Source organism: Cellulomonas denverensis, from assembly GCF_012396125.1.
GTDB classification, from domain to species: domain Bacteria; phylum Actinomycetota; class Actinomycetes; order Actinomycetales; family Cellulomonadaceae; genus Cellulomonas; species Cellulomonas denverensis.
Genome location: NZ_JAAXOX010000006.1, coordinates 60,571 through 83,980 on the forward strand (window position 1 = coordinate 60,571; position 23,410 = coordinate 83,980).

The 23,410-nt window shown below is 72.9% G+C and carries 21 protein-coding genes and 1 riboswitch; of the genes, 15 read left to right on the forward strand and 6 right to left on the reverse strand.

The genetic code is table 11. The features are described from left to right. Positions 1-261 precede the first annotated feature (261 nt). The 6 genes from HGA03_RS12265 to mnhG are packed head-to-tail and all read left to right on the forward strand — an operon-like array spanning position 262 to position 6,847. Complete coding sequence (locus HGA03_RS12265; protein WP_168630569.1) at positions 262-3,363, forward strand: Na+/H+ antiporter subunit A; 3,102 nt, start codon at positions 262-264, stop codon at positions 3,361-3,363. Continuing rightward, positions 3,360-3,884 carry a Na(+)/H(+) antiporter subunit C gene (locus HGA03_RS12270; protein ID WP_168630570.1) on the forward strand — a complete coding sequence of 175 codons (525 nt, stop codon included), beginning with the start codon at positions 3,360-3,362 and terminating at the stop codon, positions 3,882-3,884. The genes HGA03_RS12265 and HGA03_RS12270 overlap by 4 nt, the downstream gene beginning before the upstream one ends. Next, positions 3,881-5,452, forward strand: coding sequence for a Na+/H+ antiporter subunit D (locus tag HGA03_RS12275; RefSeq protein ID WP_168630571.1), 1,572 nt, complete (start codon positions 3,881-3,883; stop codon positions 5,450-5,452). The genes HGA03_RS12270 and HGA03_RS12275 overlap by 4 nt, the downstream gene beginning before the upstream one ends. Then, on the forward strand, positions 5,449-6,024 hold the full coding sequence (locus tag HGA03_RS12280; protein ID WP_168630572.1) for a Na+/H+ antiporter subunit E: 576 nt from the start codon (positions 5,449-5,451) through the stop codon (positions 6,022-6,024). Before HGA03_RS12275 ends, HGA03_RS12280 begins: the two co-directional genes overlap by 4 nt. Then, the gene (locus HGA03_RS12285) at positions 6,021-6,425 is read left to right on the forward strand and encodes an MrpF/PhaF family protein (protein WP_168630573.1); all 405 of its coding nucleotides are present in this window, start codon (positions 6,021-6,023) and stop codon (positions 6,423-6,425) included. The genes HGA03_RS12280 and HGA03_RS12285 overlap by 4 nt, the downstream gene beginning before the upstream one ends. Then, positions 6,425-6,847 (forward strand): monovalent cation/H(+) antiporter subunit G, encoded by a 423-nt coding sequence (mnhG, locus tag HGA03_RS12290; RefSeq protein WP_168630574.1) that lies wholly within the window; start codon positions 6,425-6,427, stop codon positions 6,845-6,847. Before HGA03_RS12285 ends, mnhG begins: the two co-directional genes overlap by 1 nt. Positions 6,848-6,888: 41 nt before the next feature. Here mnhG and HGA03_RS12295 read toward each other — a convergent pair whose 3' ends face one another. Continuing rightward, on the reverse strand, positions 6,889-7,179 hold the full coding sequence (locus tag HGA03_RS12295; RefSeq protein ID WP_168630575.1) for a DUF4235 domain-containing protein: 291 nt from the start codon (positions 7,177-7,179) through the stop codon (positions 6,889-6,891). A gap of 93 nt (positions 7,180-7,272) precedes the next feature. Next, positions 7,273-7,400, forward strand: a riboswitch (TPP riboswitch). Between the two features lie 52 nt (positions 7,401-7,452). On the opposite strand from HGA03_RS12295, the gene HGA03_RS12300 reads away from it, so the two are divergent. The 5 genes from HGA03_RS12300 to HGA03_RS12320 are packed head-to-tail and all read left to right on the forward strand — an operon-like array spanning position 7,453 to position 13,207. Next, positions 7,453-8,517, forward strand: a complete 1,065-nt coding sequence (locus HGA03_RS12300) for a thiamine ABC transporter substrate-binding protein (protein ID WP_168630576.1) — start codon at positions 7,453-7,455, stop codon at positions 8,515-8,517. Then, on the forward strand, positions 8,514-10,184 hold the full coding sequence (locus HGA03_RS12305) for an ABC transporter permease (protein WP_168630577.1): 1,671 nt from the start codon (positions 8,514-8,516) through the stop codon (positions 10,182-10,184). Before HGA03_RS12300 ends, HGA03_RS12305 begins: the two co-directional genes overlap by 4 nt. Further along, positions 10,181-11,206 (forward strand): ABC transporter ATP-binding protein, encoded by a 1,026-nt coding sequence (locus HGA03_RS12310; protein ID WP_168630578.1) that lies wholly within the window; start codon positions 10,181-10,183, stop codon positions 11,204-11,206. The genes HGA03_RS12305 and HGA03_RS12310 overlap by 4 nt, the downstream gene beginning before the upstream one ends. A 51-nt stretch (positions 11,207-11,257) precedes the next feature. Then, the gene (locus HGA03_RS12315; protein WP_168630579.1) at positions 11,258-11,878 is read left to right on the forward strand and encodes a YgjV family protein; all 621 of its coding nucleotides are present in this window, start codon (positions 11,258-11,260) and stop codon (positions 11,876-11,878) included. 57 nt (positions 11,879-11,935) lie between these two features. Next, a complete protein-coding gene (locus tag HGA03_RS12320; RefSeq protein WP_168630580.1) occupies positions 11,936-13,207 on the forward strand; it encodes an Nramp family divalent metal transporter in 1,272 nt (423 codons plus the stop codon). A gap of 7 nt (positions 13,208-13,214) precedes the next feature. On the opposite strand, the gene HGA03_RS12325 is transcribed toward HGA03_RS12320, so the two are convergent. The 3 genes from HGA03_RS12325 to HGA03_RS12335 are packed head-to-tail and all read right to left on the reverse strand — an operon-like array spanning position 13,215 to position 16,047. Next, entirely contained in the window at positions 13,215-14,030 is an 816-nt protein-coding gene (locus HGA03_RS12325; RefSeq protein ID WP_168630581.1) for an ABC transporter ATP-binding protein, read from the reverse strand. Further along, positions 14,024-15,013, reverse strand: a complete 990-nt coding sequence (locus HGA03_RS12330) for a FecCD family ABC transporter permease (RefSeq protein ID WP_239073526.1) — start codon at positions 15,011-15,013, stop codon at positions 14,024-14,026. The genes HGA03_RS12325 and HGA03_RS12330 overlap by 7 nt, the downstream gene beginning before the upstream one ends. Beyond that, positions 15,010-16,047: a FecCD family ABC transporter permease gene (locus HGA03_RS12335; protein ID WP_239073525.1), complete on the reverse strand. Its 1,038-nt coding sequence runs from the start codon at positions 16,045-16,047 to the stop codon at positions 15,010-15,012. Before HGA03_RS12335 ends, HGA03_RS12330 begins: the two co-directional genes overlap by 4 nt. Positions 16,048-16,152: 105 nt before the next feature. Between HGA03_RS12335 and HGA03_RS12340 the strand changes: the two genes are divergently transcribed. The 3 genes from HGA03_RS12340 (at position 16,153) to HGA03_RS12350 (ending at position 20,767) form a co-directional block, all read left to right on the forward strand. Beyond that, on the forward strand, positions 16,153-17,163 hold the full coding sequence (locus tag HGA03_RS12340) for an iron-siderophore ABC transporter substrate-binding protein (protein WP_168630582.1): 1,011 nt from the start codon (positions 16,153-16,155) through the stop codon (positions 17,161-17,163). A 582-nt stretch (positions 17,164-17,745) separates the two neighbouring features. Beyond that, on the forward strand, positions 17,746-18,420 hold the full coding sequence (locus tag HGA03_RS12345) for a TetR/AcrR family transcriptional regulator (RefSeq protein ID WP_168630583.1): 675 nt from the start codon (positions 17,746-17,748) through the stop codon (positions 18,418-18,420). 73 nt (positions 18,421-18,493) lie between these two features. Next, positions 18,494-20,767, forward strand: a complete 2,274-nt coding sequence (locus HGA03_RS12350) for an ATP-binding cassette domain-containing protein (protein WP_168630584.1) — start codon at positions 18,494-18,496, stop codon at positions 20,765-20,767. A 3-nt stretch (positions 20,768-20,770) separates the two neighbouring features. On the opposite strand, the gene hypB is transcribed toward HGA03_RS12350, so the two are convergent. Continuing rightward, a complete protein-coding gene (gene hypB / locus HGA03_RS12355; protein ID WP_168630585.1) occupies positions 20,771-21,592 on the reverse strand; it encodes a hydrogenase nickel incorporation protein HypB in 822 nt (273 codons plus the stop codon). A gap of 25 nt (positions 21,593-21,617) precedes the next feature. Beyond that, on the reverse strand, positions 21,618-21,956 hold the full coding sequence (locus tag HGA03_RS12360; protein WP_168630586.1) for a hydrogenase maturation nickel metallochaperone HypA/HybF: 339 nt from the start codon (positions 21,954-21,956) through the stop codon (positions 21,618-21,620). A gap of 233 nt (positions 21,957-22,189) precedes the next feature. Between HGA03_RS12360 and HGA03_RS12365 the strand changes: the two genes are divergently transcribed. Then, positions 22,190-23,407, forward strand: a complete 1,218-nt coding sequence (locus HGA03_RS12365; RefSeq protein ID WP_168630587.1) for a hydrogenase small subunit — start codon at positions 22,190-22,192, stop codon at positions 23,405-23,407. Positions 23,408-23,410: the final 3 nt, after the last annotated feature.

The following is a 23,410-nucleotide window of genomic DNA, read 5'->3' on the forward strand; positions in this document are numbered from 1 at the left end:
CTAGCCCGGCCGGGAGCGCGCACACCGGGACGTGATCGCCGTGGGCGAACGCACAGCGCGGACCAAAGGCCCACCTTGATAGAGTGCCGCCGATCCCTTGACCACGACGACGCCCCGCGTTGCCGTGCGTCGTCGTACCTGTGATCTGACAACTGAAGTCGTCGTTCTGTGTTGTGCCCGTGGCTGGGGTCCACGGGGGCGCTGCCGATCCGGCGATGCGACCATGACCTCACCCGCCCACCGACAGGACGGAGCGAGCGCTTGCTGCACCTGCTCACGTTGCATCTCGTCGCTGCCCTGGCCGCGCCTGCCCTGGTGTCGTGGCTCGGCCGCAAAGCGTTCTGGGTGCTCGCGCTCGCCCCCGCGGCGGTCGCGGTCTGGGCGCTGAGCCTGACCGGTGCGGTGATGGACGGCCGGGGACCGACCCAGACCGTGGCCTGGATCCCGGCGATCGGCCTGGACCTCACGTTCCGGATGGACACGCTGAGCTGGCTGATGAGCCTGCTGGTCGGTGGGGTCGGCGCGGTGGTGCTGATCTACTGCGCGGCCTACTTCAAGGCGGGCGCGTCCGGGCTGGGCCGGTTCGGCGGCGTGCTGACCGCCTTCGCCGGGGCGATGTTCGGCCTGGTCACCGCGGACAACACCCTGCTGCTGTTCGTGTTCTGGGAGCTGACCACGGTTTTCTCCTACCTGCTGATCGGCCACTACCACGAGCGCAAGGCCTCCCGGCGGGCGGCGATGCAGGCGATCGTCGTCACCACGGCCGGCGGTCTGGCGATGCTGGTCGGGATCATCTTCATCGGCGAGGCGGCGGGCACCTACAGCCTGTCCGCGATCCTGGCCGACCCGCCGCACTCCTCGCTGGTCACCGCCGGGGTGGTCTGCCTGCTGATCGGCGCCGCGACCAAGTCCGCGCTGATCCCCACCCACTTCTGGCTGCCGGCCGCGATGGCCGCACCCACCCCGACCAGTGCCTACCTGCACGCGGCGGCGATGGTGAAGGCCGGGGTCTACCTGGTCGCCCGGTTCGCCCCGGCGTACTCCGAGCTGACCGTGTGGCGCTGGTTCATCGTGATCCTCGGGCTGGGCACCCTGCTGCTCGGCGGGTACCGGGCGCTGCGCCAGCACGACCTCAAGCTGGTGCTGGCCTTCGGCACGGTCAGCCAGCTCGGCCTGATCGTGCTGCTGGTCGGCTACGGCACCCGGGCGACCGCGCTGGCCGGGCTGGCGATGCTCGGCGCGCACGCGATGTTCAAGGCGGCGCTGTTCCTGGTGGTCGGGGTGGTCGACGTCGCCACCGGCACCCGTGACCTGCGCCGGCTGTCCGGGGTGGGCCGTGCCCTGCCGTTCACCGCGCTGGCCGGTGGGCTGGCCACCGCGTCGATGATCGGCCTGCCGCCGTTCGCCGGGTACGTGGCGAAGGAGGCGGCGCTGGAGGCCTTCGCGCACGAGGGCGACACCCTGGGCCTGGTGGTGCTGGCCGGGGTCGCGGTCGGCTCCGCGTTGACCGTCGCCTACGGACTGCGGTTCTGGTGGGGCGCCTTCGCGACCAAGCCGGTGATGTCCGCCGCCAAGGTCCGGATGATCACCGCCACCGAGGCGCACCTGCCGGTGCCCGAGGTCGAGGACCCGCGCGACCTGCTCGAGGAGCCCGCACCGGTCGGCCGCCCGTCCTGGATCCTGGTCTGGCCCGCCCTGCTGCTGGCGGTGCTCGGCATCGCGGTGGCCCTGGTGCCGCACTTCGGCGAGGAACTGCTCGCCCCGCACGCGGACCAGTACCCGGTGGGCGAGGCCGGCCACCTGACGCTCTGGGGCGGGGTCGGGCTCCCGCTGCTGGTGACCATCGCGGTGCTCGCCGTGGGCGGGCTGCTGTTCTGGCGCCGGACCTTCGTCGAGCACCTGCAGGCCGCGATGCCGCGGGTGCCCGAGGCGGACCGGGTCTACCGCCGCCTGATGCGCCGCCTGGACGACCTGGCCGCGGATGTCACCGCCCAGACCCAGCGTGGTTCGCTGCCGCTGTACCTGGGGTCGATCCTGGTGGTCTTCGTGCTCGGGGTCGGCATCCCGATGCTGCGGCTGACCTCGCTGCCGGACGACGTGGTGCGCTGGGACGAGCCCGCCCAGGTGGTGTTCGGCCTGTTCATCGCGCTGGCCGCGATCCTGGTGGCCCGGGCCCGGCGCCGGCTCAAGGCCGTGATCCTGCTCGGCGTGTGCGGCTACGGCATCGCCGCGCTATTCCTGCTCCAGGGCGCCCCCGACCTCGCGCTGACCCAGGTGCTGACCGAGACGCTGACCCTGGTGGTCTTCGTGCTGGTGATGCGCCGCCTGCCGCCGTACTTCTCCGACCGGCCCCGGACCAGCTCGCGCTGGGTGCGGCTGGCGGTCGGCCTGGCGGCCGGTCTGACCGTGGGCGGCCTCGCGCTGGTGGTGCCCGGTGCCCGGGTGCACGACCCGGTGTCGGTGGACTTCGCGGCGGAGGCCTACGAGTTCGGCGGCGGCAAGAACATCGTCAACGTGACGCTGGTCGACATCCGTGCCTGGGACACGATGGGCGAGATCTCGGTGCTGCTGGTCGCCGCCACCGGGGTCGCCTCGCTGGTGTTCCTGCGCCGCCGCTCCGGGGCGATCTACCGGGCGGGCGAGGCGCCGGAGCACCGCCAGGTCTGGACCGGCACCGGCTCGGCCGACCCGCAGGGCGCGGTGCGCAACCTGCCGATCTCGGACACCCGTCGCGCCGCCTACCAGCCGCGCGAGTGGCTGCGCTCGGCCCGGACCCTGGCGCCGCAACGACGCTCGGTGGTGTTCGAGGTCGTGGTGCGGCTGCTGTTCCACACCATGATCGTGTACTCGCTGTTCCTGCTGTTCTCCGGGCACAACAACCCCGGCGGCGGCTTCGCGGCGGGGCTGGTCACCGGGATCGCGCTGATCGTGCGCTACCTGGCCGGTGGCCGCTACGAGCTGGGCGAGGCGGCGCCGGTGCAGCCGGGTCTGCTGCTCGGTTCCGGGCTGTTCCTGTCCGCCGGGGTGGGGCTGGTCGCCCTGCTGGCCGGGGGATCGGTGCTGCAGTCCTGGATCATCGACCTGCACCTGCCGCTGATCGGCGACATCCACCTGGTGACGTCGCTGTTCTTCGACATCGGGGTGTACCTGGTGGTGGTCGGGCTGGTGCTGGACATCCTGCGCAGCCTGGGCGCCGAGTTGGACCGCCAGGCCGAGGCCGCCGGTGAGGCCTACGACCTGCCGGTGGGCGGGGACGCCGAACCAGGGGAGCAGATGAACGACCCGTTCGCCGCGATCCGTGCCGCCGCCCGCCGCGGTGCCGGGAAACCGGCCGGCCCGGCGACGAAGGGCGGTGACGCATGATCGACATGAGCCCGAACCTGGTGCTGGTCGCCGTGATCGTCGTGCTGGTCACCGCCGGGGTGTACCTGGTGCTGGAGCGCTCGCTGACCCGGGTGCTGATCGGCGTGATCCTGCTGGGCAACGCCGCGAACCTGCTGTTCCTGATCGCCGGTGGCCGCGCCGGGCGCCCGCCGATCGTGGGCGGTGCGCCGGTGGAGGAACAGGCCGACCCGCTACCCCAGGCGATGGTGCTGACCGCGATCGTGATCACCCTGGCCACCACCGCCTTCGTGCTGGCGATGGCCTACCGCTCCTGGCAGCTGCACCGCCACGACGAGGTCCAGGACGACATCGAGGACCGCCGGATCGCCCGGCTGGCCGCCCGGGACGAGCGTGCCACCGAGGACGCCGACACCGAGGACACGATCGACACCCTGGACGAACAGGCGGCCGAGACCCGCGACGAGACCGACGACGGCGAGGACGCCCTGCCACCCACCCCCGACCCGCTGCACCCGGCCGACAAGGAGGACCGCGCATGAGCGAGTTCTCCTGGCTGGTGCCGCTGCCGGTGGTGGTGCCGCTGTTCGGTGCCGGACTGGCGCTGGCCCTGTACCGCCGGCCCCGGTTGCAGCGGATCATCTCGGTGCTGGCGCTCAGCATCGTGCTGGTGGTCGCGGCGATCCTGCTGGTCGCCGCCGACTCCGGCCCGGTGGTGATCGACGTCGGCAACTGGGCGGCCCCGGTGGGCATCGACCTGGTCGCCGACCGGCTCAGCGCCCTGATGCTGACCGTCTCCGCCGCGGTCACCCTGTGCGTGCAGCTGTACTCGCTGGCCCAGGGTGAGGCCGACGGCGACGAGGCCGCACCGGTGTCGATCTACCACCCGACGTACCTGATCCTGACCGCCGGGGTGGCGAACGCCTTCCTGTCCGGCGACCTGTTCAACATCTACGTCGGCTTCGAGATCCTGCTGTTCGCCTCCTACGTGCTGCTGACCATGGGCGGCACCGGCGAGCGGATCCGGGCCGGCAGCGTGTACGTCGTCGTGGCGCTGCTGTCCTCGGTGCTGTTCCTGATCGCGATCGCGCTGATCTACGCCGCCACCGGCACGGTGAACCTGGCCCAGCTGGCCGAGCGGCTGCCGGAGATCGACTCCGGGGTGCGGCTGCTGCTGCAGATCCTGTTGCTGCTGGCATTCGGGATCAAGGCGGCGATCTTCCCGCTGTCCGCCTGGCTGCCGGACTCCTACCCGACCGCCCCGGCCCCGGTCACCGCGGTGTTCGCCGGGTTGCTGACCAAGGTCGGCGTCTACGCGATCATCCGCACCCAGACCCTGCTGTTCCCGGACGGCCGGCTGGACACGGTGCTGATGTGGGCGGCGCTGGCCACCATGCTGGTCGGCATCCTGGGTGCGGTCGCCCAGGACGACATCAAACGTCTGCTGTCCTTCACGCTGGTCAGCCACATCGGCTACATGATCTTCGGCATCGCGCTGGGCTCGATGACCGGCTGGACCGCGGCGATCTACTACGTCGCGCACCACATCACGGTGCAGACCACGCTGTTCCTGGTCAGCGGCCTGATCGAGCGCCGGGGCGGCAGTACGTCGCTGGACGAGCTCGGTGGGCTGGCCAAGGCGGCGCCGCTGCTGGCGATCCTGTTCTTCATCCCGGCGATGAACCTGGCCGGCATCCCGCCGCTGTCCGGGTTCCTGGGCAAGGTCGGCCTGATGCAGGCCGGTACCCAGGCCGGCACGCCGCTGGCGATCACCCTGGTGGTCGGCGGCGTGATCACCTCGCTGCTCACGCTGTACGCGCTGATCAAGGCGTGGAACAAGGCGTTCTGGCAGAACCCGCCCGCGCCGCTGCCGGACACCAGCCTGCCGCGCGGCATGGTCGGGTCGGCCGCCGCGCTGGTGGTCTTCGGCCTGGCGCTGACCGTGTTCGCCGGGCCGCTGTACGGCTACGCCGAGCGCGCCGCCGAGGCATTGACCGACGGGGCCTACGTCGAGGCGGTGCTGCCGGACGGCGAACGCGGCGAGGGTGACTCGGCGGAGGTCGCCCGGCAGGCCGAGGACGACGAGCCCAGCCCGGAGGTGACGCCATGAGCCGTGCGCCGAAGCCGAGTCTGCTGCGCCAGTGGCCGACGATTCTCTGGCTGACCGTGGTCTGGGTGCTGCTGTGGGGCTCGCTGTCCTGGGGCAACGTGATCGCCGGCCTGATCATCGCGGCCGGGGTGACCGGGCTGCTGCGGATGACCCCGATCGACTTCCACGGCCGGGTGCACCCCTGGGGCCTGATCGTCCTGGTCAGCCGGTTCATCTGGGACCTGTTCCGGGCGTCGATCGAGGTGTCCTGGGTGGCGCTGCGCCCCCGCCACACCCCGCACGGTGCGGTGATCGGCGTCCAGCTGCGCTCGCACTCGGACCTGTACCTGACCATCACCGCGGAGCTGTGTTCCCTGGTGCCCGGGTCGCTGGTGGTCGAGGCGCACCGGCTGACCGGCAAGCTGTTCCTGCACGTGCTGGACGTGGACCAGGTCGGCGGGATCGAGGCCGCCCGCCAGGTGGTGCTGGACCAGGAGGAGCGGGTGCTGCGCGCGCTGGCCTCGGAGTCCGAGCTGCGTGAGGCCGGACTGGACCCGCACCCGCACCGTCGTCGTCAGGGGGTGGCCGCATGATCGTCGTCGTGATCGTCAGTGCGGTGCTGTTGGCCGGCGCCGCCGCGATGGCGCTGATCCGGGCGGAGAAGGGTCCGTCCATGCTGGACCGGACCATCGCCCTGGACATCGTGGTCAGCGTGCTGGTCGCCGCGATCGCGCTCTACGCCGCGGTGGACCGCCGGGCGGATGTGGTGCCGATCCTGGTGGTGCTGTCCCTGGTCGGGTTCATCGGCTCGGTCACGATCTCCCGGTTCGCCTCGGTGGAGCCGGAGGGTGAGGGCCGGGTGCGCACCCGGGAGGAGATCGCCGCCGAGGAGGCCGAGCGGATCCGGGCCGAGGAGGAGGCGGAGGCCGAGCGCCGCGCCCGCCGGGCCAAGGACGCCGAGCACTCCGGCAAGGACACCGGGGAGGGGCACTGATGAACTGGACCGCCATCGCGGATGTGGCCTCCGCGATCTGCCTGCTCGGTGGTGCCGCCCTGGCGTTCGCCGCCGGGGTCGGTGTGCTGCGCTTCCCCGATCTGCTGTCCCGGATGCACGCGGGCACCAAGCCGCAGGTGCTGGGCCTGGTGCTGGTGCTGCTCGGCCTGTCGCTGCGGCTGCGGGACGGGTCGGCGGTCTGGGCGCTGGTGCTGGTCGCGCTGTTCCAGATGCTCACTGCGCCGGTGGCCGCGCACCTGGTCGGGCGCGCGGGCTACCGCACCGGCAAGGTCCGGGAGGACCTGCTGGTGGTGGACGAGCTCACCGAGGCACAGGACCGCGCGGTGCGGGCCGCCGAGGAGGCCGCCGCGCAGGCCGAGGCCGCGAACCGGGGCGAGCAGGCCAAGCCGAACGAGCGCTGAGCCGATTGAGAGCTGTGCCGAACGAGAGCTGAGCCGCCGGCTCAGTTCTTCCCGGGCAGGTGCCGCCCGTCGTTCACCCGCTTGCTGAACTTCGCGGTGCCGCGGGTGGCCAGCACCCGGGCCAGCGCGACCACGGCGCCGGTGATCGCCGCGGCGGCCACCACCTCGCCCAGCCGGGAGTCGCCCGGGTCCTCCGGCTGCGGCGGCTTGTGCCCGACCGCCTTCTGCCAGACGGCGCCGATCGCCTTCTGCGCCGCCCAGGCGACCGCCCCGGCCACGATCAGGCCGGTGACCTTGGCGAGCGTGGACTCGTTCTCTTCCTGGTCGGACACGGTGCGGACCTCCTGGGTCGGTGACGGTGCTGCGGGGTCCCACGCTAGCCGGACCCGGGTGGCGACGCAGGTCGCGCACGGTGTACTGTCGGCGGCGAACGACAGGGGAGCGCCCCGAGTCGGCTCCGGCCGGCCCGACCGGCGCTGAGAGTGCGGACGGACCGCAGACCCTCACACCTGATCCGGTTAGCACCGGCGTAGGGAGTCGAGATCTCTCCTGCGTCCTGGCACATCCGTGCCCGGACGCCCCCTCGGTACCCATCGAGGAGGACCATGCGTACCACCCCCGGGGCGGGGATCGCCCTGACAGTCCTGACCGCGTTCGCGCTGACGGCCTGCTCGGTCGCCGGCGGATCGACGCCGTCGGCCAGCGAGTCGGCCGGCACGGTCACCCTGGTCACCCACGACTCGTTCCACCTGAGCGACGGGCTGATCGAGCAGTTCGAGCAGGAGTCCGGGCTGACCGTGAAGCAGGTGGCCCCCGGCGACGGCGGCGCCCTGGTCAACCAGCTGATCCTGACCAAGGACAGCCCGCTCGGCGACGTGGTCTACGGGATCGACAACAGCTTCGCCAGTCGCGCGATCGACGCCGGGGTGCTCGACCCGTACACCTCCGAGGTGCCCGCCGCCGAGGACGCCGCCCAGTACGCCCCGGACGACTCCGGATCGCTGACCGCGGTCGACTTCGGCGACGTGTGCCTGAACATCGACACCACCTGGTTCGCCGCCCACGGCGTGGCCGAGCCGACCACCCTGGACGACCTCACCGCGCCGGAGTACCGCGACCTGACCGTGGTGACCAACGCCGCGACCAGCTCGCCCGGACTGTCGTTCCTGCTGGCCACCATCGGCGCCAAGGGCGAGGACGGCTGGCAGGCGTACTGGACCGCGCTGAAGGACAACGGCCTCAAGGTCGCCGAGAGCTGGTCGGACGCCTACTACTCCGACTTCTCCGGTGGTGGTGGCGGTGGCGCCCGGCCGATCGCGCTGTCCTACGCCTCCTCCCCGCCGGAGACCGTCACCGACGAGGCGGCCGGACCGACCACCGCGGCGATGCTCGGCACCTGCTTCCGCCAGGTCGAGTACGCCGGGGTGATCCACGGCGCCGCGAACCCGGAGGGCGCGCAGCAGCTGATCGACTTCCTGCTCTCCGACGCGGTGCAGGAGGACATCCCGGGGTCGATGTACATGTACCCGGTGTCCAGCACCGCCGCGCTGCCCGAGGCGTGGGAGCAGTGGGCGCCGCTGCCGGAGGACCCGTGGACGGTCGACCCGGCGGAGATCTCGGCGAACCGCGACCAGTGGGTCCGCGACTGGACGGAGCTCGTCGTCGGATGACCTCCGCCGCTCGCCGTCCCCGGCGCAGCCTGGCCCCGGTCGCCTGGACCGTGGCGGCCGCGGTGCCGCTGGCGTTCCTGGCGGTGTTCTTCGCCTGGCCGGTGCTGTCGCTGGTCGGGCGCGGGTTCTGGGACGGCGGGCCGGACCTGTCCGGGTTCGCGGACGTCTTCGGGCGGCCGCGGACCTGGCGGATCATCGGACTGACCCTGGCGCAGGGGGTCGCCGGGACGGTGATCTCGGTGCTGCTCGGCGTGCCCGGGGCCTACCTGCTGTACCGGTGCCGGTTCCGCGGCCAGGGGGTGCTGCGGGCGTTCGTGACGGTGCCGTTCGTGCTGCCGACCGTGGTGGTGGGCGTGGCGTTCCGGGCGTTGCTGCGGGAGAACGGGCCGCTGGGGTTCCTCGGCCTGGACGGCAGCTTCGCCGCGATCATCGCCGCGCTGGTGTTCTTCAACTACGCCGTGGTGGTGCGCACGGTCGGTGGACTGTGGTCCCGGCTCGACCCGCGCCCGGAGCAGGCGGCCCGATCGCTGGGCGCCTCCCCGGCGCGGGCGTTCCGGACCGTCACCCTGCCGGCCCTGACCCCGGCGATCGTGTCCGCCGCCTCACTGGTGTTCCTGTTCTGCGCCACCGCGTTCGGCACCGTGCTGGTGCTCGGCGGACTGCGGTTCGGCACCGTGGAGACCGAGATCTGGATCCAGACCACCCAGTTCCTCGACCTGCGGGCGGCGGCGGTGCTGTCCGTGGTGCAGATCGTGGTGGTGGTCGCCGCGCTGACGGTGGCCGGGCGGGCGCGCAGCCGCCGGGAGCGGGCGCTGGCCCTGGTGGACGCGCCGGTGCCGGGCGGTCGTCCGCACCCGCTGCCGACGGCGATCACCGCGGTCACCCTGGTGCTGCTCGCGATGCCGCTGATCGCGTTGGTCACCGGGTCGCTCCGGGTCGGTGACGGCTGGGGGCTCGACCACTACCGGGCGCTGGCGACCACCGGCGGCGACTCCGCGCTGACCGTCACCGTGTGGCAGGCGCTGGCCAACTCGCTGCGGGTGGCGGTGGACGCGACCGTGCTGGCGGTGGTGGTCGGCTCGCTGGTCGCACTGGTGGTGTCCCGCCGGCCGCGACAGCCGGTGCTGCGCCGGGCGGTGGCGGTGCTGGACGGGGCGTTCATGCTCCCGCTCGGGGTGTCCGCCGTGACGGTCGGCTTCGGGTTCCTGCTGGTGATGGCGCACCCGTTCGGGATCACGACCGATCTGCGCACCAGCGGCATCCTGGTGCCGATCGCCCAGGCGGTGGTGGCGATCCCGCTGGTGGTGCGGACCGTGCTGCCGGTGCTGCGGGCGATCGACCCCCGGCTGCGCGAGGCGGCGGCCACCCTGGGCGCCGGACCCGGGCGGGTGCTGGCGACCATCGACCTGCCGGTGGTGCTCCGCTCGCTCGGCCTGGCGGTCGGCTTCGCGTTCGCGGTGTCGCTGGGGGAGTTCGGGGCGACCAGCTTCCTGGCCCGGCCGGACCGGCCGACGCTGCCGGTGGTGATCTTCCGGCTGATCGGGCTGCCCGGTGCCGACCGGTACGGGATGGCGCTGGCCGCCAGTGTGGTGCTCGCGGTGGCGACCGCGGGGGTGATGGCGCTCGCGGAACGGCTGCGGGCGCCCGGTGTCGGAGGTGAACTGTGACGGATGCGGGGCTGAGCCTGCACGGACTGGTGGTCCGCTACCCGGGCCGCCCGCCGGTGACCGCGGTGGACGGGGTGGACCTGGAGCTGGCGCCGGGCGGGGTGCTGGCGCTGCTCGGCCCCTCCGGCTGCGGGAAGTCGTCGCTGCTGCGCGCGGTCGCCGGCCTGGAACCGGTCGCCGCCGGGTCGATCGCCTGGCGCGGCGAGGACCTGGCCGGGGTGCCGACCCACCGGCGGGGCTTCGGACTGGTGTTCCAGGACGGTCAGCTGTTCGGCCACCGCACGGTCGCGGGCAACGTCGCCTACGGGCTGCGCGGCGCCGGGGACTCCCGCGCCCGGGTCGCCGAGCTGCTGGAGCTGGTCGGGCTGCCGGGCTACGGCGACCGGCCGGTGGGCACCCTGTCCGGCGGCGAGCGGCAGCGGGTCGCCCTGGCCCGGTCGCTGGCGCCCCGGCCGCGGCTGCTGCTGCTGGACGAGCCGCTGTCCGCCCTGGACCGCGATCTGCGCGAGCGCCTGGCCGACGACCTGCGGGCGGTGCTGGTCGCCACCGGCACCACCGCGCTGTTCGTCACCCACGACCAGGACGAGGCCGCCACCGTCGCCGACCGGGTGGCGGTGATGTCGGCCGGCCGGCTGGTCCAGTCCGGCAGCCCGGAACAGCTCTGGGCCGCCCCGGCCGACGCCGCGGTCGCCCGGTTCCTCGGCTACCGCACCGCGCTGCCCGGGCCGGAGGGCACCCGGGTGGTCGCCGAGGGCGGCTGGTCGGTGCAGGACGGTGACCTGCCGGCGGACCACCAGGCGCGCTGCGGCGACCTGGTCGCCGCGGTCGTCACCGGCCGGCGCACCCGCCGCGGCCGGCCCGAGGTGCTGGCCGAACTGGACCCGCGGGCGGGCGCCTCCGGGCTGGACGGCGCCCCCCTCGCCCCGGTGGCCGCCCGCCCCGGACCGGACCGGGTGCCGGGCCCAGGCGAGCGGGTCTGGCTGCGGGTCGACCCGCACGCCTCGGCGGTGCTGACCCGCTGAACCACCCGATCGGGCCCGGTCGCCCTTGCGCCCACCCGCTACCGTCTCGCCATGCCGCTGCTGGAGATCATCGGATGGGCCGGATCGGTCCTGGTCGTCGTGTCCCTCATGCAGGCCCGGGTGCTCCGGTTCCGCGTGCTCAACCTGGTCGGTTCCGCGATCGCGACCGGGTACAACGCCTGGGTCGGCATCTGGCCCTTCGCCGCGATGAACGGCGTGATCGCGGTGATCGACCTCTACTGGATCTGGCGCCTGCTGCGCGAGCGTCACGACGCCGACGCCTACCGGGTGGTGGAGGTCGGGCCGGACGAGGCGTACCTGCGGCACGTGGTGGCGGTGCACGCCGAGGACATCGCCCGGTTCTACCCCGGCTACACGGCCGACGAGGACGCGCGCTGGGCGTACCTGGTGCTGCGCGGGGACGAGACCGTCGGGATGGTGGTGCTGCGGGACTCCGGCGACGGGGTCGGTGAGGTGCTGCTCGATTACGTGACACCGCGGTTCCGCGACTTCGCGCCGGGGGAGTTCGTCTACCGCCGCAGTGGTGCGCTGGCCGGGACCGGGCTGCGGGAACTGACCGTGACCCCGGCCGGGAGGGCGCTCGACGACTACCTCGACCGGGTCGGATTCACCCGCACGGACGGGGTGTGGCGCAGGCAACTCGCTGCCTGATTGCACTCGCACGGCTCGCCGTTACTCTAAGTTCGGACATCCGAACTAGGAGGTACGGTGACACGTAGGACGCCGGTGGCCACCGAGGTCACTACGGCGCCGGCCGCGCACACCCCCGCGCGCCGGCCCCGGCTGGTCGCGCTGTTCGGGCCCGCCTTCGTCGCCGCCATCGCCTACGTCGACCCGGGCAACGTCGCGGCCAACCTCACCGCCGGTGCCCGCTACGGCTACCTGCTGCTCTGGGTGCTGGTCGCGGCCAACGCGATGGCGGTGCTGGTGCAGTACCAGTCGGCCAAGCTCGGCGTGGTCACCGGGGAGTCGCTGCCCGGGGTGCTCGGCCGCCGGATGCGCCGCGGCCCCCGGCTGGCCTTCTGGGCGCAGGGCGAGGTGGTCGCCGCCGCCACCGACCTGGCCGAGGTGGTCGGCGGGGCGATCGCGCTGCACCTGCTGTTCGGGCTGCCACTGGTCTGGGGCGGAGCGATCGTCGGCGTGGTGTCGATGCTGCTGCTCGCCACCCAGGACCGGTACGGGCAGCGCCGGTTCGAAGCCGTGGTCGCCGCGCTGCTGCTGGTGATCGTGATCGGCTTCCTGTGCGGGCTGGTGGTCGGACCGCCGGACCCGTCCGAGATGCTGGCCGGGCTGGCGCCGCGGTTCGCCGGCACCGACTCGGTGGTGCTGGCCGCCTCCATGCTCGGCGCGACCGTGATGCCGCACGCGATCTACGTGCACTCCGCGCTGAGCCGGGACCGGTTCGGCAGCACCGCCGACGCCCCGGCCCGGCACCGCCTGCTGCGCGCCACCCGCTGGGACGTGGTGACCGCCCTGGTGGTCGCCGGCGCGGTCAACATCGGCCTGCTGCTGGTCGCCGCGGCCAACCTGCGCGGCGTCGAGGGCACCGACACCATCGAGGGCGCGCACGCCGCGATCAGCAGTGCGCTCGGCGGCGGGGTCGGCCTGGTGTTCGCGATCGGGCTGCTCGCCTCCGGCCTGGCCTCCACCTCGGTCGGTTGCTACGCCGGTGCCGCGGTGATGGAGGGGCTGATCCACCGCCGGATCCCGCTGCTGGTCCGCCGGGCGATCACCCTGGTGCCGGCCCTGCTGCTGCTCGGCCTCGGCGCGGACCCGACCTGGACCCTGGTGGTCAGCCAGGTGGTGCTCAGCTTCGGCATCCCGTTCGCCGCGATCCCGCTGGTCCGGCTGAACTCCGATCGCCGGCTGATGGGCGAGCACGTCAACGGCCGCGGGTTGCAGGGGGTGCTGATCCTGGTTGTCGGGCTGGTGGTCGCGCTGAACGTGGTCCTGCTCGTCCTACTCGCCACCGGTGCCTGACCCCGGCTCAGGCCTGGTCGGCCGCCGGGTGTGCGGCCCCACGGGGGATCACCATCGGCGTCCCGGCCAGCGGGTCGGGCACCACCAGGCACGGCAGCCCGAACACCCGCTCGACCAGCTCGGCGGTGACCACCTCGGCCGGCCGGCCCTGGGCGACCACTGCGCCGTCCTTCATCACGACCAGGTGGGTCGCGTACCGCGCGGCGTGGTTCAGGTCGTGCAGCACGGCGACCAGCGTGGCGCCGTCGTGGTGCAGCCGGGCGAACAGGTCCATCAGCTCGATCTGGTGCGCGATGTCCAGGAACGTGGTCGGCTCGTCCAGCAGCAGGATGCCGGTCTGCTGGGCCAGCGCCATCGCCACCCAGACCCGCTGGCGCTGACCGCCGGAGAGCTCGTCCACCGGCACCTCGGCGAGGTCGGCGATCCGGGTCGCGGTCATCGCGTCGGCCACTGCGCGCCGGTCGGCCGCGCTCGGCTGCCGGAACAGGTTCTGGTGCGGGTACCGGCCGCGGGCGACCAGGTCGGCGACCGTGATGCCCTCCGGGGCGAGCGCGGTCTGGGGCAGCAGACCCACCCGGCGGGCGACCTCCTTGGTCGGCATCCGCTGGATCGATTCGCCGTCCAGCACCACCTGGCCGGTGCTGGGCTTGAGCAGCCGGGCCAGCGAGCGCAGCAGGGTCGACTTGCCGCAGGCGTTCGGCCCGACGATCACCGTGAAGGAGTCGTCCGGGATGTCCAGGCTCAGGTCGGTGGACACGGTCCTGCGGTCGTAGCCGAGGGTCACCCGGTCGGCGCGCAGTCGTCCCGCTCGGTCGTTCACCATCGGCGGCGTGCCTCCTGCACGATCAGGGCCAGCAGGTAGATCCCGCCGAGCACCACGGTCACCACGCCCACCGGCATCGCGGTGGGCAGCACATGTTGCGCGATCTGGTCGGCGCCGAGCAGCAGCAACCCACCGGTCAGCGCCGAGGCGGTCAGCGGCAGGCCCGGCGACCCGGTCAGGCGGCGGGCGATCTGTGGCGCGGACAGCGCGACGAAGGCGATCGGCCCGGCGGTGGCGGTGACGGTCGCGATCAGCGCCACGCCGAGCACCACCACCGCCAGCCGGGCGAGTTCCACCCGGACCCCGTGCGCCCCCGCGGCGTCGTCGCCGAGCTCCAGCTGCCGCAACGGGCGGCTGACCAGGCAGACCAGCGGGGTCAGCACGGCCAGCACCACGAACGCCGGCACCGCCTGCGACCAGCCGGTCAGCGAGATCGACCCGGCGCCCCAGATCGACGCGGCCATCGCCACCTCGGTCTTGGCCCGCAGCAGCAGCCACACGTTCACCCCGTGCAGCATCCCGGTCACGCCGATGCCGACCACGATCAGCCGGAAGCCCTGCACCCCGTCCCGGTAAGCCAGCAGGTACACCACCAGGGCGGTCGCCAGCCCGGCGATCAGCGCCCCGGCGGACACCCCGAGGGTGCCGGTGCCGAGCACGGTGCTGACGATCAGGACGCCGGTGTACGAGCCGGTGGAGAAGCCGATCACGTCCGGCGAGCCGAGCGGGTTGCGGGTCAGCGACTGGAACAGCGCCCCGGAGACCCCGAGCGCCGCGCCGAACGCCAGTCCGACCAGCACCCGGGGCAGCCGCCACTGGGTCACGATCGTGCTGGCGAAGCCCTGGTCACTCACCAGTGCGCGCACCACCTCCGGCACGCTGAGTGGGTAGTCGCCCAGGCCGAGGGCGACCACCGCCAGCACCAGCACCGCCACGGTGAGCGCGATCAGCACGACTCCGGCGCGCCGGCGGTGGGCGGTCACAGTCCGCTCGCCTTCCGCCGCCGGACCAGCCCGATCAGCACCGGCGCCCCGACGAACGCGGTCACCACGCCGACCGGCAGCTCGCCCGGCCAGAGCAGCACCCGGGCGGCGACGTCGGCGAGCAGCACCAGCACCGGCCCGGCCACCGCGGACAGCCCGAGGATCCAGCGCTGATCCGGTCCGACCAGCCAGCGCACGATGTGCGGCACCATCAGCCCGACCAGCGTGATCGGCCCGGCCATCGCGGTCGCGCCCCCGGCCAGCAGCGTGATCGCGACGATCGCCAGCACCCGGGTCCGGGTCACCGACGCGCCCAGCGCCGTCGCCAGGTCCTCGCCCAGCCCGAGGGTGTTCAGCGCCCCGGCGACGAGCCCGGCCAGCAACAGGCCGATCAGCACGAAGGGCAGCACCGGGACGATCACCGACCAGCCGCGGGCCTGGAACGACCCGGACTCCCAGGTCAGCAGCACCGCGAACCGCTCCTGGTCGGCCAGCCGCAGCGCCCCCACGATCCCGGTCAGCACCGCGCTGATCGCCACCCCGGCGAGCGTGAGCTGCACCGGACTGGCATTCGACCGTCCGGCCGAGCCGATCAGGTACACCGCGAGCGTCGCGGCCAGCGCCCCGGCGAAGGCGAACCAGACGTAGCCGCTCGGCCGGGTCACGCCCAGCAGCACCACGCCCATCGCCACCGCGAAGGCCGCACCGCTGGTCACTCCGAGGATGCCCGGGTCGGCGAGCGGGTTGCGGGTCACCGCCTGCATCAGGCCACCGGCCACCGCGAGTCCGGCGCCGACCAGCAGGCCGAGCACGGTCCGCGGCAGTCGCAGGCCCACCACGGCCGCCCGGTCCGCCGCCGGCACGTCCTGGCCGGTCAGCGCACCCCACACCGTGCCCAGGTTCACCGGCCGGGACCCGACGGCCAGGCTCAGTGCGATCGCGGCGACCAGCAGGATCAGCAGCACGATCAGCGCGGTGCGGCGCCGCCCCGGGGAGTACGTGGTCGCGAGGGTCCGGGCAGCGACGGCCGTCACCCGGGGTTCCCGCTCGTCATGAGGTTAGGCTACCCTTCCACGCATCAGCCCGATTGTGACGCTGTTCGCATGCACCGACGGGCACCCTTCACGAAAGGCCTTGCGATGAAGTCCATGCGTGTCGCCGCCGGTCTGGCCGCGGTCGCCGTCCTCGCGCTCAGCGCATGCTCGAGCACCGACGACTCCGCGGACTCCGGCGAGAGTACCGCCGGCACCGGCGCCTCCGCCTCGGCAGAGGGCGCCTTCCCGGCCACCGTCGACACCAAGTTCGGTGAGGTCACCATCGAGTCGCGGCCGGAGCGGATCGTGGCGCTGGGCTGGGGCGACGCCGAGACCGCGCTCTCGCTGGGCTACCAGCCGGTCGGGGCCTCGGACTGGCTGGCCTTCGGTGGCGACGGGGTCGGCCCGTGGGCCGAGGGTCTCTACGACGAGTCGCCGGAGATCATCGACACCCTGGAGCCGTCCTACGAGGCGATCGCCGCGCTGGAGCCGGACCTGATCCTGGACGTGAAGTCCTCCGGCGACCAGGACCGGTACGACCGGCTGTCCGAGATCGCCACCACCGTCGGCGTCCCCGAGGGCGGCGACTCGTACCTCACCACCGGCCAGCAGCAACTGGAGCTGATCTCCGCCGCGCTCGGCGTGCCGGAGAAGGGTGAGGAGCTGCAGACCCAGCTCGAGGACGCCTTCACCGCCGCCCGCGACGAGCACCCGGACTGGGCGGGCAAGACGATCGCCGCCGCCACCCGCACCTCCGAGGGCTGGGGTGCGTACATCGAGGGCGGTGACCGGGTCGACTTCCTGGAGAACCTCGGCTTCGTGCAGTCCCCGACCATCGCCGACCTGCCGGTGTCCTCCTCCGGCTTCAGCGTCGACATCTCCGCCGAGCAGCTCGATCTGCTGGACGCCGACCTGATCGTGGCGTTCCCGATCTACATCGACACCGCCGAGATCACCGACGACCCGCAGTGGCAGGCCATCCCCGCGGTCGCCGACGGCCGCGCGGTGGTCATCGACGGCGACCTGTCCTCCGCCTACTCCCTGGGCACCATCGGCGCCCAGACCTACGCGCTGGAGAACCTGGTCCCCCTGATCGAGGACGCCCTCGGCAGCTGACCCACCCGCCCCACGGAGCCCCCGGCCGCCCCCCCGCGACCGGGGGCTCCGTCGCGCTGTCGACCGCAACGCCGCCAGGCCCTGCGAGCGAGGTCGCCGGCGACCGCCACTACTCGCGCCCGCATCCGGTGCCACCGCCGCCGAGCGCTCACCATCGCGTACGCCGCCGTCGCACCCAGCGGCCGGCACGCGGCGCAGCGCGCGCCGGCCGCGCCTCCATAGGGGTGTGTGAGCGCGCCGATCCGGGGTTTCCGTAGTCGCACTACACAATTGCGCAGGCCCCGGATGCAGCGCTGTCGATGTCGCACAGCGGCCCCGGGCGCAGGGCACTCGACGCCGCACACTAGCCCCGGGCCCCGCGCCCTCGACGCCGCACAGCGACGCCGGACCGGCGCACCCCGGTCTCCCCCTTCTCCCACAACGATCCCGCCCGCGCCCCGTGCTCGTACGGGTTTCAGCCCCCGTCCCCACCCTCCCAAGTTCCTGTAGTCCCACTCCCACAACCCCGGATCGCCCCGCGACGACACCCTGACCTCGCGCCGACACGCCGACGGTTTCTGTAGTCGCACTACCATCACCCCCGTGAGCCACCACGACCCCGCCCTCTCCATCGAGGTGCTGCCGGACGGCCGTGCGCGCCGGGCCGCCCGGACCCGGCGGGTGATCGCCACCGCGGCCGCCCCGCTGTTCCTGGACCGGGGGTTCGACGGCACCAGCGTGACCGCCGTGGCCGACCGGGCGGGGGTGGGGGTGCAGACGGTGTACTACCACTTCCCGACCAAGGCGGCGCTGCTGGTGGGGGCGCTGGACCAGGCGGTGGACGGGATGGACCGCCGCACCGGGCACCGGCCGTTGAGCCTGCTGGCCTGGGCGCAGGGCGCGCGGGCCGAACCCGATCTGAACCGGCGGCTGTTCCTGCACGTGCGGGGCTGCGCGGACCTGCTGGCCGCGGGCGCGGAGCTGACCCAGTTGCTGCGGGCCCAGGCGCAGGGCGACCCGGAGCTGACCTCGATCTGTGCCGCCGAGGACGACCGGCGCCGCGAGCTGCACCGGGCGCTGATCGACTCGCTCGGCCCGGCGCTGTCCCAGGTGACCACCCCGGAGCAGGCCACCGATGTGCTGCACCTGGTGCTCGGCCCGGAGTCGTGGCAGGCGCTGGTGCTGCGGGCGGGGTGGACCCGGCTGGCGTGGGCACGGTGGGCGCAGCGCACGGTGGTCGCCGAGCTGCTGGGCGGGGGCGGGCCGGACCTGGGGTGAGTGTCGGTATGCTGTGCGACCCTCTTTCCGCCGCTTCCGTGCCGACCCCCACGTCCCCGCCGAGGAGCCCACCATGTCCGAATCGATCGTCATCCGTGGTGCCCGGGAGAACAATCTGCAGGACGTGGACCTGGAGATCCCCAAGCGCCGTCTGACCGTGTTCACCGGCGTCTCCGGCTCCGGGAAGTCCTCCCTGGCCTTCGACACCATCGCCGCGGAGTCGCAGCGACTGCTGAACGAGACGCACAGCGCGTTCGTGCAGAACTTCCTGCCGCAGTCCGCCCAGCCCGACGCCGACTCGATCACCGGGCTGACCGCCTCGATCGTGGTCGACCAGGAGCCGATGGGCGGCAACATCCGGTCCACGGTGGGCACGGCGACGGACGCGTACACGATGCTGCGCCGGATCTGGGCCCGGGCCGCGGAGCCGGCACTCGGCACGCCCACCGCCTTCTCCTTCAACGACCCGCGCGGCTGGTGTCCGGCCTGTGAGGGGGCGGGCAGCGTGGCGGCGATCGACGAGGACGCCCTGCTGCACCCCGAGCTGAGCCTGAACGACGGCGCCATCGACTTCCCGAACTACCAGGTCGGCGGCTGGTACTGGAAGGCCTTCGCCGACACCGGCTGGTTCCCGCTGGACGTGCCGACCCGCGACTTCACCGCCGAGCAGCGCAAGCTCCTGCTGTACGGCCCGGACCAGCCGGAGGGCAAGAAGTCCAAGCCGGTGAAGGTCGACGTCGGCGGCATCTCGATGTCCTACGAGGGCCTGATCCCCAAGCTGCGCCGGTCCGCGCTGAGCAAGAACCTCGACCAGTTGCAGGGCCACATCCGGACCGCGGTCGAGCGGATCTCCACCCGCGGCACCTGCCCGGAGTGCGGGGGAGCGCGGGTCAACGCCGCCGCCCGCGGCAGCCGGCTGGCCGGGAAGTCGATCCACGACTGCACCACGATGCAGGTCAGCGAGCTGGCGGGCTGGATCCGCGGCCTGGACGCCCCGGCGGTCCGCCCGCTGCTGGATGGGTTGGCCGACCGGCTGGACGACCTGGTCCGGATCGGGCTGGGCTACCTGAGCCTGGCGCGGGAGAGCACCAGCCTGTCCGGCGGCGAGTCGCAGCGGGTGCGGATGGTCCGGCACCTCGGTTCCGCGCTGACCGACGTGACCTATGTCTTCGACGAGCCGTCCACCGGCCTGCACCCGCACGACGTGCACCGGATGAACGAGCTGCTGACCGCCCTGTGCGCCAAGGGGAACACCGTGCTGGTGGTCGAGCACAAGCCGGAGGTGATCGCGATCGCCGACGAGGTGGTCGACGTCGGCCCCGGTGCCGGTGGGGCGGGCGGCCGGGTGGTCTACCAGGGCGACGTGGCCGGGCTGCGGTCCTCCGGCACGCTCACCGGCGACCACCTCAGCCGGCACCAGCCGCTCAAGACCGACCCCCGGCCGGCCACCGGGTCGATCCCGCTGCGGCATGCCACCCGGCACAACCTGCGCGACGTCGACGCCGACATCCCCACCGGCGTGCTGGTCGCGGTCACCGGGGTGGCGGGCTCCGGCAAGAGCTCGCTGATCCGGGGCGTCCTGCCGCAGCAGCACCCGGACGCCGTGGTCGTCGACCAGGCCACCACCCGCGGGTCGCGCCGGTCCAACGCGGCCACCTACACCGGCATGCTCGACCACATCCGCAAGGCGTTCGCCAAGGCCAACGGGGTCAAGCCCGCCCTGTTCAGCGCCAACTCGGAGGGCGCCTGCCCGGCCTGTGGCGGACTGGGCGTGATCTACACCGAGCTGGGCACCTTCGAGTCGGTGAAGACCCCGTGCGAGACCTGCGGCGGGCGCCGGTTCACCCAGGAGGTGCTGGACCTGACCCTGCGCGGCAAGTCGATCGCCGACGTGCTGGAACTGCCGGTGGTCGAGGCGAAGGAGTTCTTCACCGAGAAGCCGATCGCCGCGATGCTCACCGCCCTGGACGACGTCGGCATCGGCTACCTCACCCTCGGCCAGCCGCTGTCCACGCTGTCCGGCGGTGAGCGGCAGCGGCTGAAGCTGGCGATCGAGCTCGGGTCACCGGCCGACGTCTACGTGCTGGACGAGCCGACCTCCGGCCTGCACATGGCCGACGTCGACCGGCTGATCGCCCTGCTGGACCGGTTCGTGGACGCCGGGTCGACGGTGATCGTGATCGAGCACAACCTGGACGTCATCTCCCGGGCCGATCACGTGATCGACCTCGGCCCGGGCGCCGGGGTGGAGGGCGGCCGGATCGTGTTCGCCGGGCCGCCGGCCGAGCTGATCGCCTGCCCGGACTCGCTCACCGGACAGGCGCTCGCAGCACGGCACGGCGCCTGACCCTCAGCGCCGGCGCACCCAGTCCAGCCAGGCGTCCATCCCGTCCCCGGTGCGCGCGGAGACCTCGATCACCGTCGCGTCCGGGTTCACCGCGGCCAGGTTGCGCCGGAACAGGTCCAGGTCGACGTCCAGGTGGGGCGCCAGGTCCATCTTGTTCACCAGCACCGCCCCGGCCGAACGGAACATCACCGGGTACTTCAGCGGCTTGTCCTCGCCCTCGGTGATCGACCAGACCATCGCCTTGCGGTGTTCGCCGACCTCGAACTCGGCCGGGCACACCAGGTTGCCGACGTTCTCGATCAGCAGCAGGTCCAGGGTGGACAGGTCCAGCCCGGCCAGCGCCCGCGCGACCATCGGAGCGTCCAGATGGCACTCCCCGCCGAAGCCGTCGCCGGTGTTCAGCAGCGAGATCTGCGCGCCCAGCCCGGACAGCCGCTCGGCGTCCAGCGGGGTCTCGATGTCGCCCTCGATCACGCCGACCCGCAGTTCGCCGCGCAACGCCGCCAGGGTCCGGACCAGGATCGCGGTCTTGCCGGACCCGGGGGAGCTCATCAGGTTGATCGCGTGCACCCCGGCGGCGTCCAGGGCGGCCCGGTTGGCGGCGGCGAGCTGGTCGTTCTCGGCGTAGATGTCCTCCAGGATCTCGATCCGCTCGCGGCCGGTGCGGTAGGCGGAGTGGTCGCCGATCAGCTCGGCCAGCTGCTCCGGGCCCTGCAAGGCGGTGGCCTGGCCGTGCGGGTGGTCATGGTCGTGCGAGTGGTCGTGCTCGTGCGGGTGGTCGTGGCTGTGCTCGGTGCCGTCGTCGTGGCGGTGGAAGCGTCCCATGGGCGGTCCTCTCGGGCGGGTGGGGTCAGGGGTCGACGTCGACCGCGGTGAGCACGAACTCCTCACCGGAGATCAACCGGGTCCGGGTGGAGCGGCAGTCGGTGCAGGCGAAGCCGAAGCTGCGGTCCAGCGTGCGGTGGGCGCCGCAGTCCGCGCAGTGCAGCACGGCGGGCACGGTGCGCAGGTGCAGCGTGGCGCCGGACAGCGTGGTGCCGCGGACCACGAAGCCCCAGGCGTGCTGCATCGCCTCGGGCACGACCTGGCGGGCCTGGCCCACGTCCAGGTGCACGGCGACCACGCGCCGGGTGCCGGTGGCGCGGGTGACGGTGCGCGCGACCTGGCGGCACAGGGAGACCTCGTGCACCCGGCACTCCTCTCCTGGTCGGCACCGTTGCCCGTGCCGACGTTCCCTGCCCACAGGCGCGTTCGCCTGGGACCAAAGTCACAGATCCGCCGATTCGTCAGGACTAACGTCCCGGGAAGCAGTCACCGCGCACCGGCGCGCGGCGACCCTGATCGTCCTCGCCCTTCCTTCCAGGTGGCCGCAGACCCGATGGATGCGAGGACCGGCCGTCGTGCCGAGGAAGGTCCAGATCGATGCCCGGAGAGCTGTCCCAGTGGCAGGCACCGACGCTCGGGGAGAACCTCGAGCGGGCGGGGGTCTCACGCCGCGACTTCCTGGCGTTCTGCGGCACGCTGGCCGCCGCCTTCACTCTGGAGGCCGCCCGGTCCGGCTCCGCCGCCGCCGTCACCGCCGAGGAGATCGCCGACGAGCTGTCCGCGCTCACCAAGCCCGTGGTGGTGTGGCTGCAACTGCAGGAGTGCACCGGCTGCATCGAGAGCACGCTCCGCTCGGGTGACACCACCGTCGAGGAGGCGGTGCTGAACCTGCTCTCGATGAACTACAACGAGCTGCTGATGGCGCCCTCCGGCCACGCCGCCGACCTGGCGCTGGAGGAGGCCAACGCCGAACCGCACATCCTGGTGGTGAACGGCTCGATCCCGTTGGGTGCCGGCGGCGCGTACTGCACCATCGGCGGGAAGTCGGCCGAACAGGTGCTGCGCGAGTCGGCGGAGAACGCCACCACGATCCTGGCGGTCGGCGCCTGCGCGGTCTGGGGCTCGGTCCAGGCCTCCCGCCCGAACCCCACCGGAGCGGTCGGCGTCGAGGAGATCCTCACCGACCGGCAGGTGATCAACGTGGCCGGCTGCCCGCCGATCGGCGAGGTGATCACCGCGACCCTGGCCTACCTGCTCACCCACGGCTCGGCACCCCGGACCGACGCCCAGGGCCGCCCGCTGTTCGCCTACGAGCAGCGGATCCACGACTCCTGCCCCCGGCGCGCGCACTACGACGCCGGGCAGTTCGTCCGGACCTTCGACGACGAGGGCGCCCACAACGGCTGGTGCCTGTACGACGTCGGCTGCAAGGGCCCGAGCACCTTCGCCGCCTGCCCGATCCTGCAGTGGAACTTGGGCACCTCCTGGCCGATCGGCGCCGGTCACCCGTGCATCGGCTGCACCGAGAAGAACTTCTTCGACCAGTTCACGCCGTTTTACCAGGCGCTGCCGAACGTGACCGGGGTGGGCATCGAGGCCACCGCGGAGAAGGTCGGCTGGGGACTGGTCGGGGCCACCGTCGCCGGGGTCGCCGCCCACGCCGGGCTGACCGCGGTCCGCCGCTCGGCCGCCCGCCGGTCCGAGGCGGAACTGCCGCTGGACGCCTTCGGCGACGGGCACGTGTGGCTGCCCACCCCCACCGTCCGCACCGACGATCCCCCGTCAGCACCCGAGCAGCCCGGAAAGGCGGACTGACCC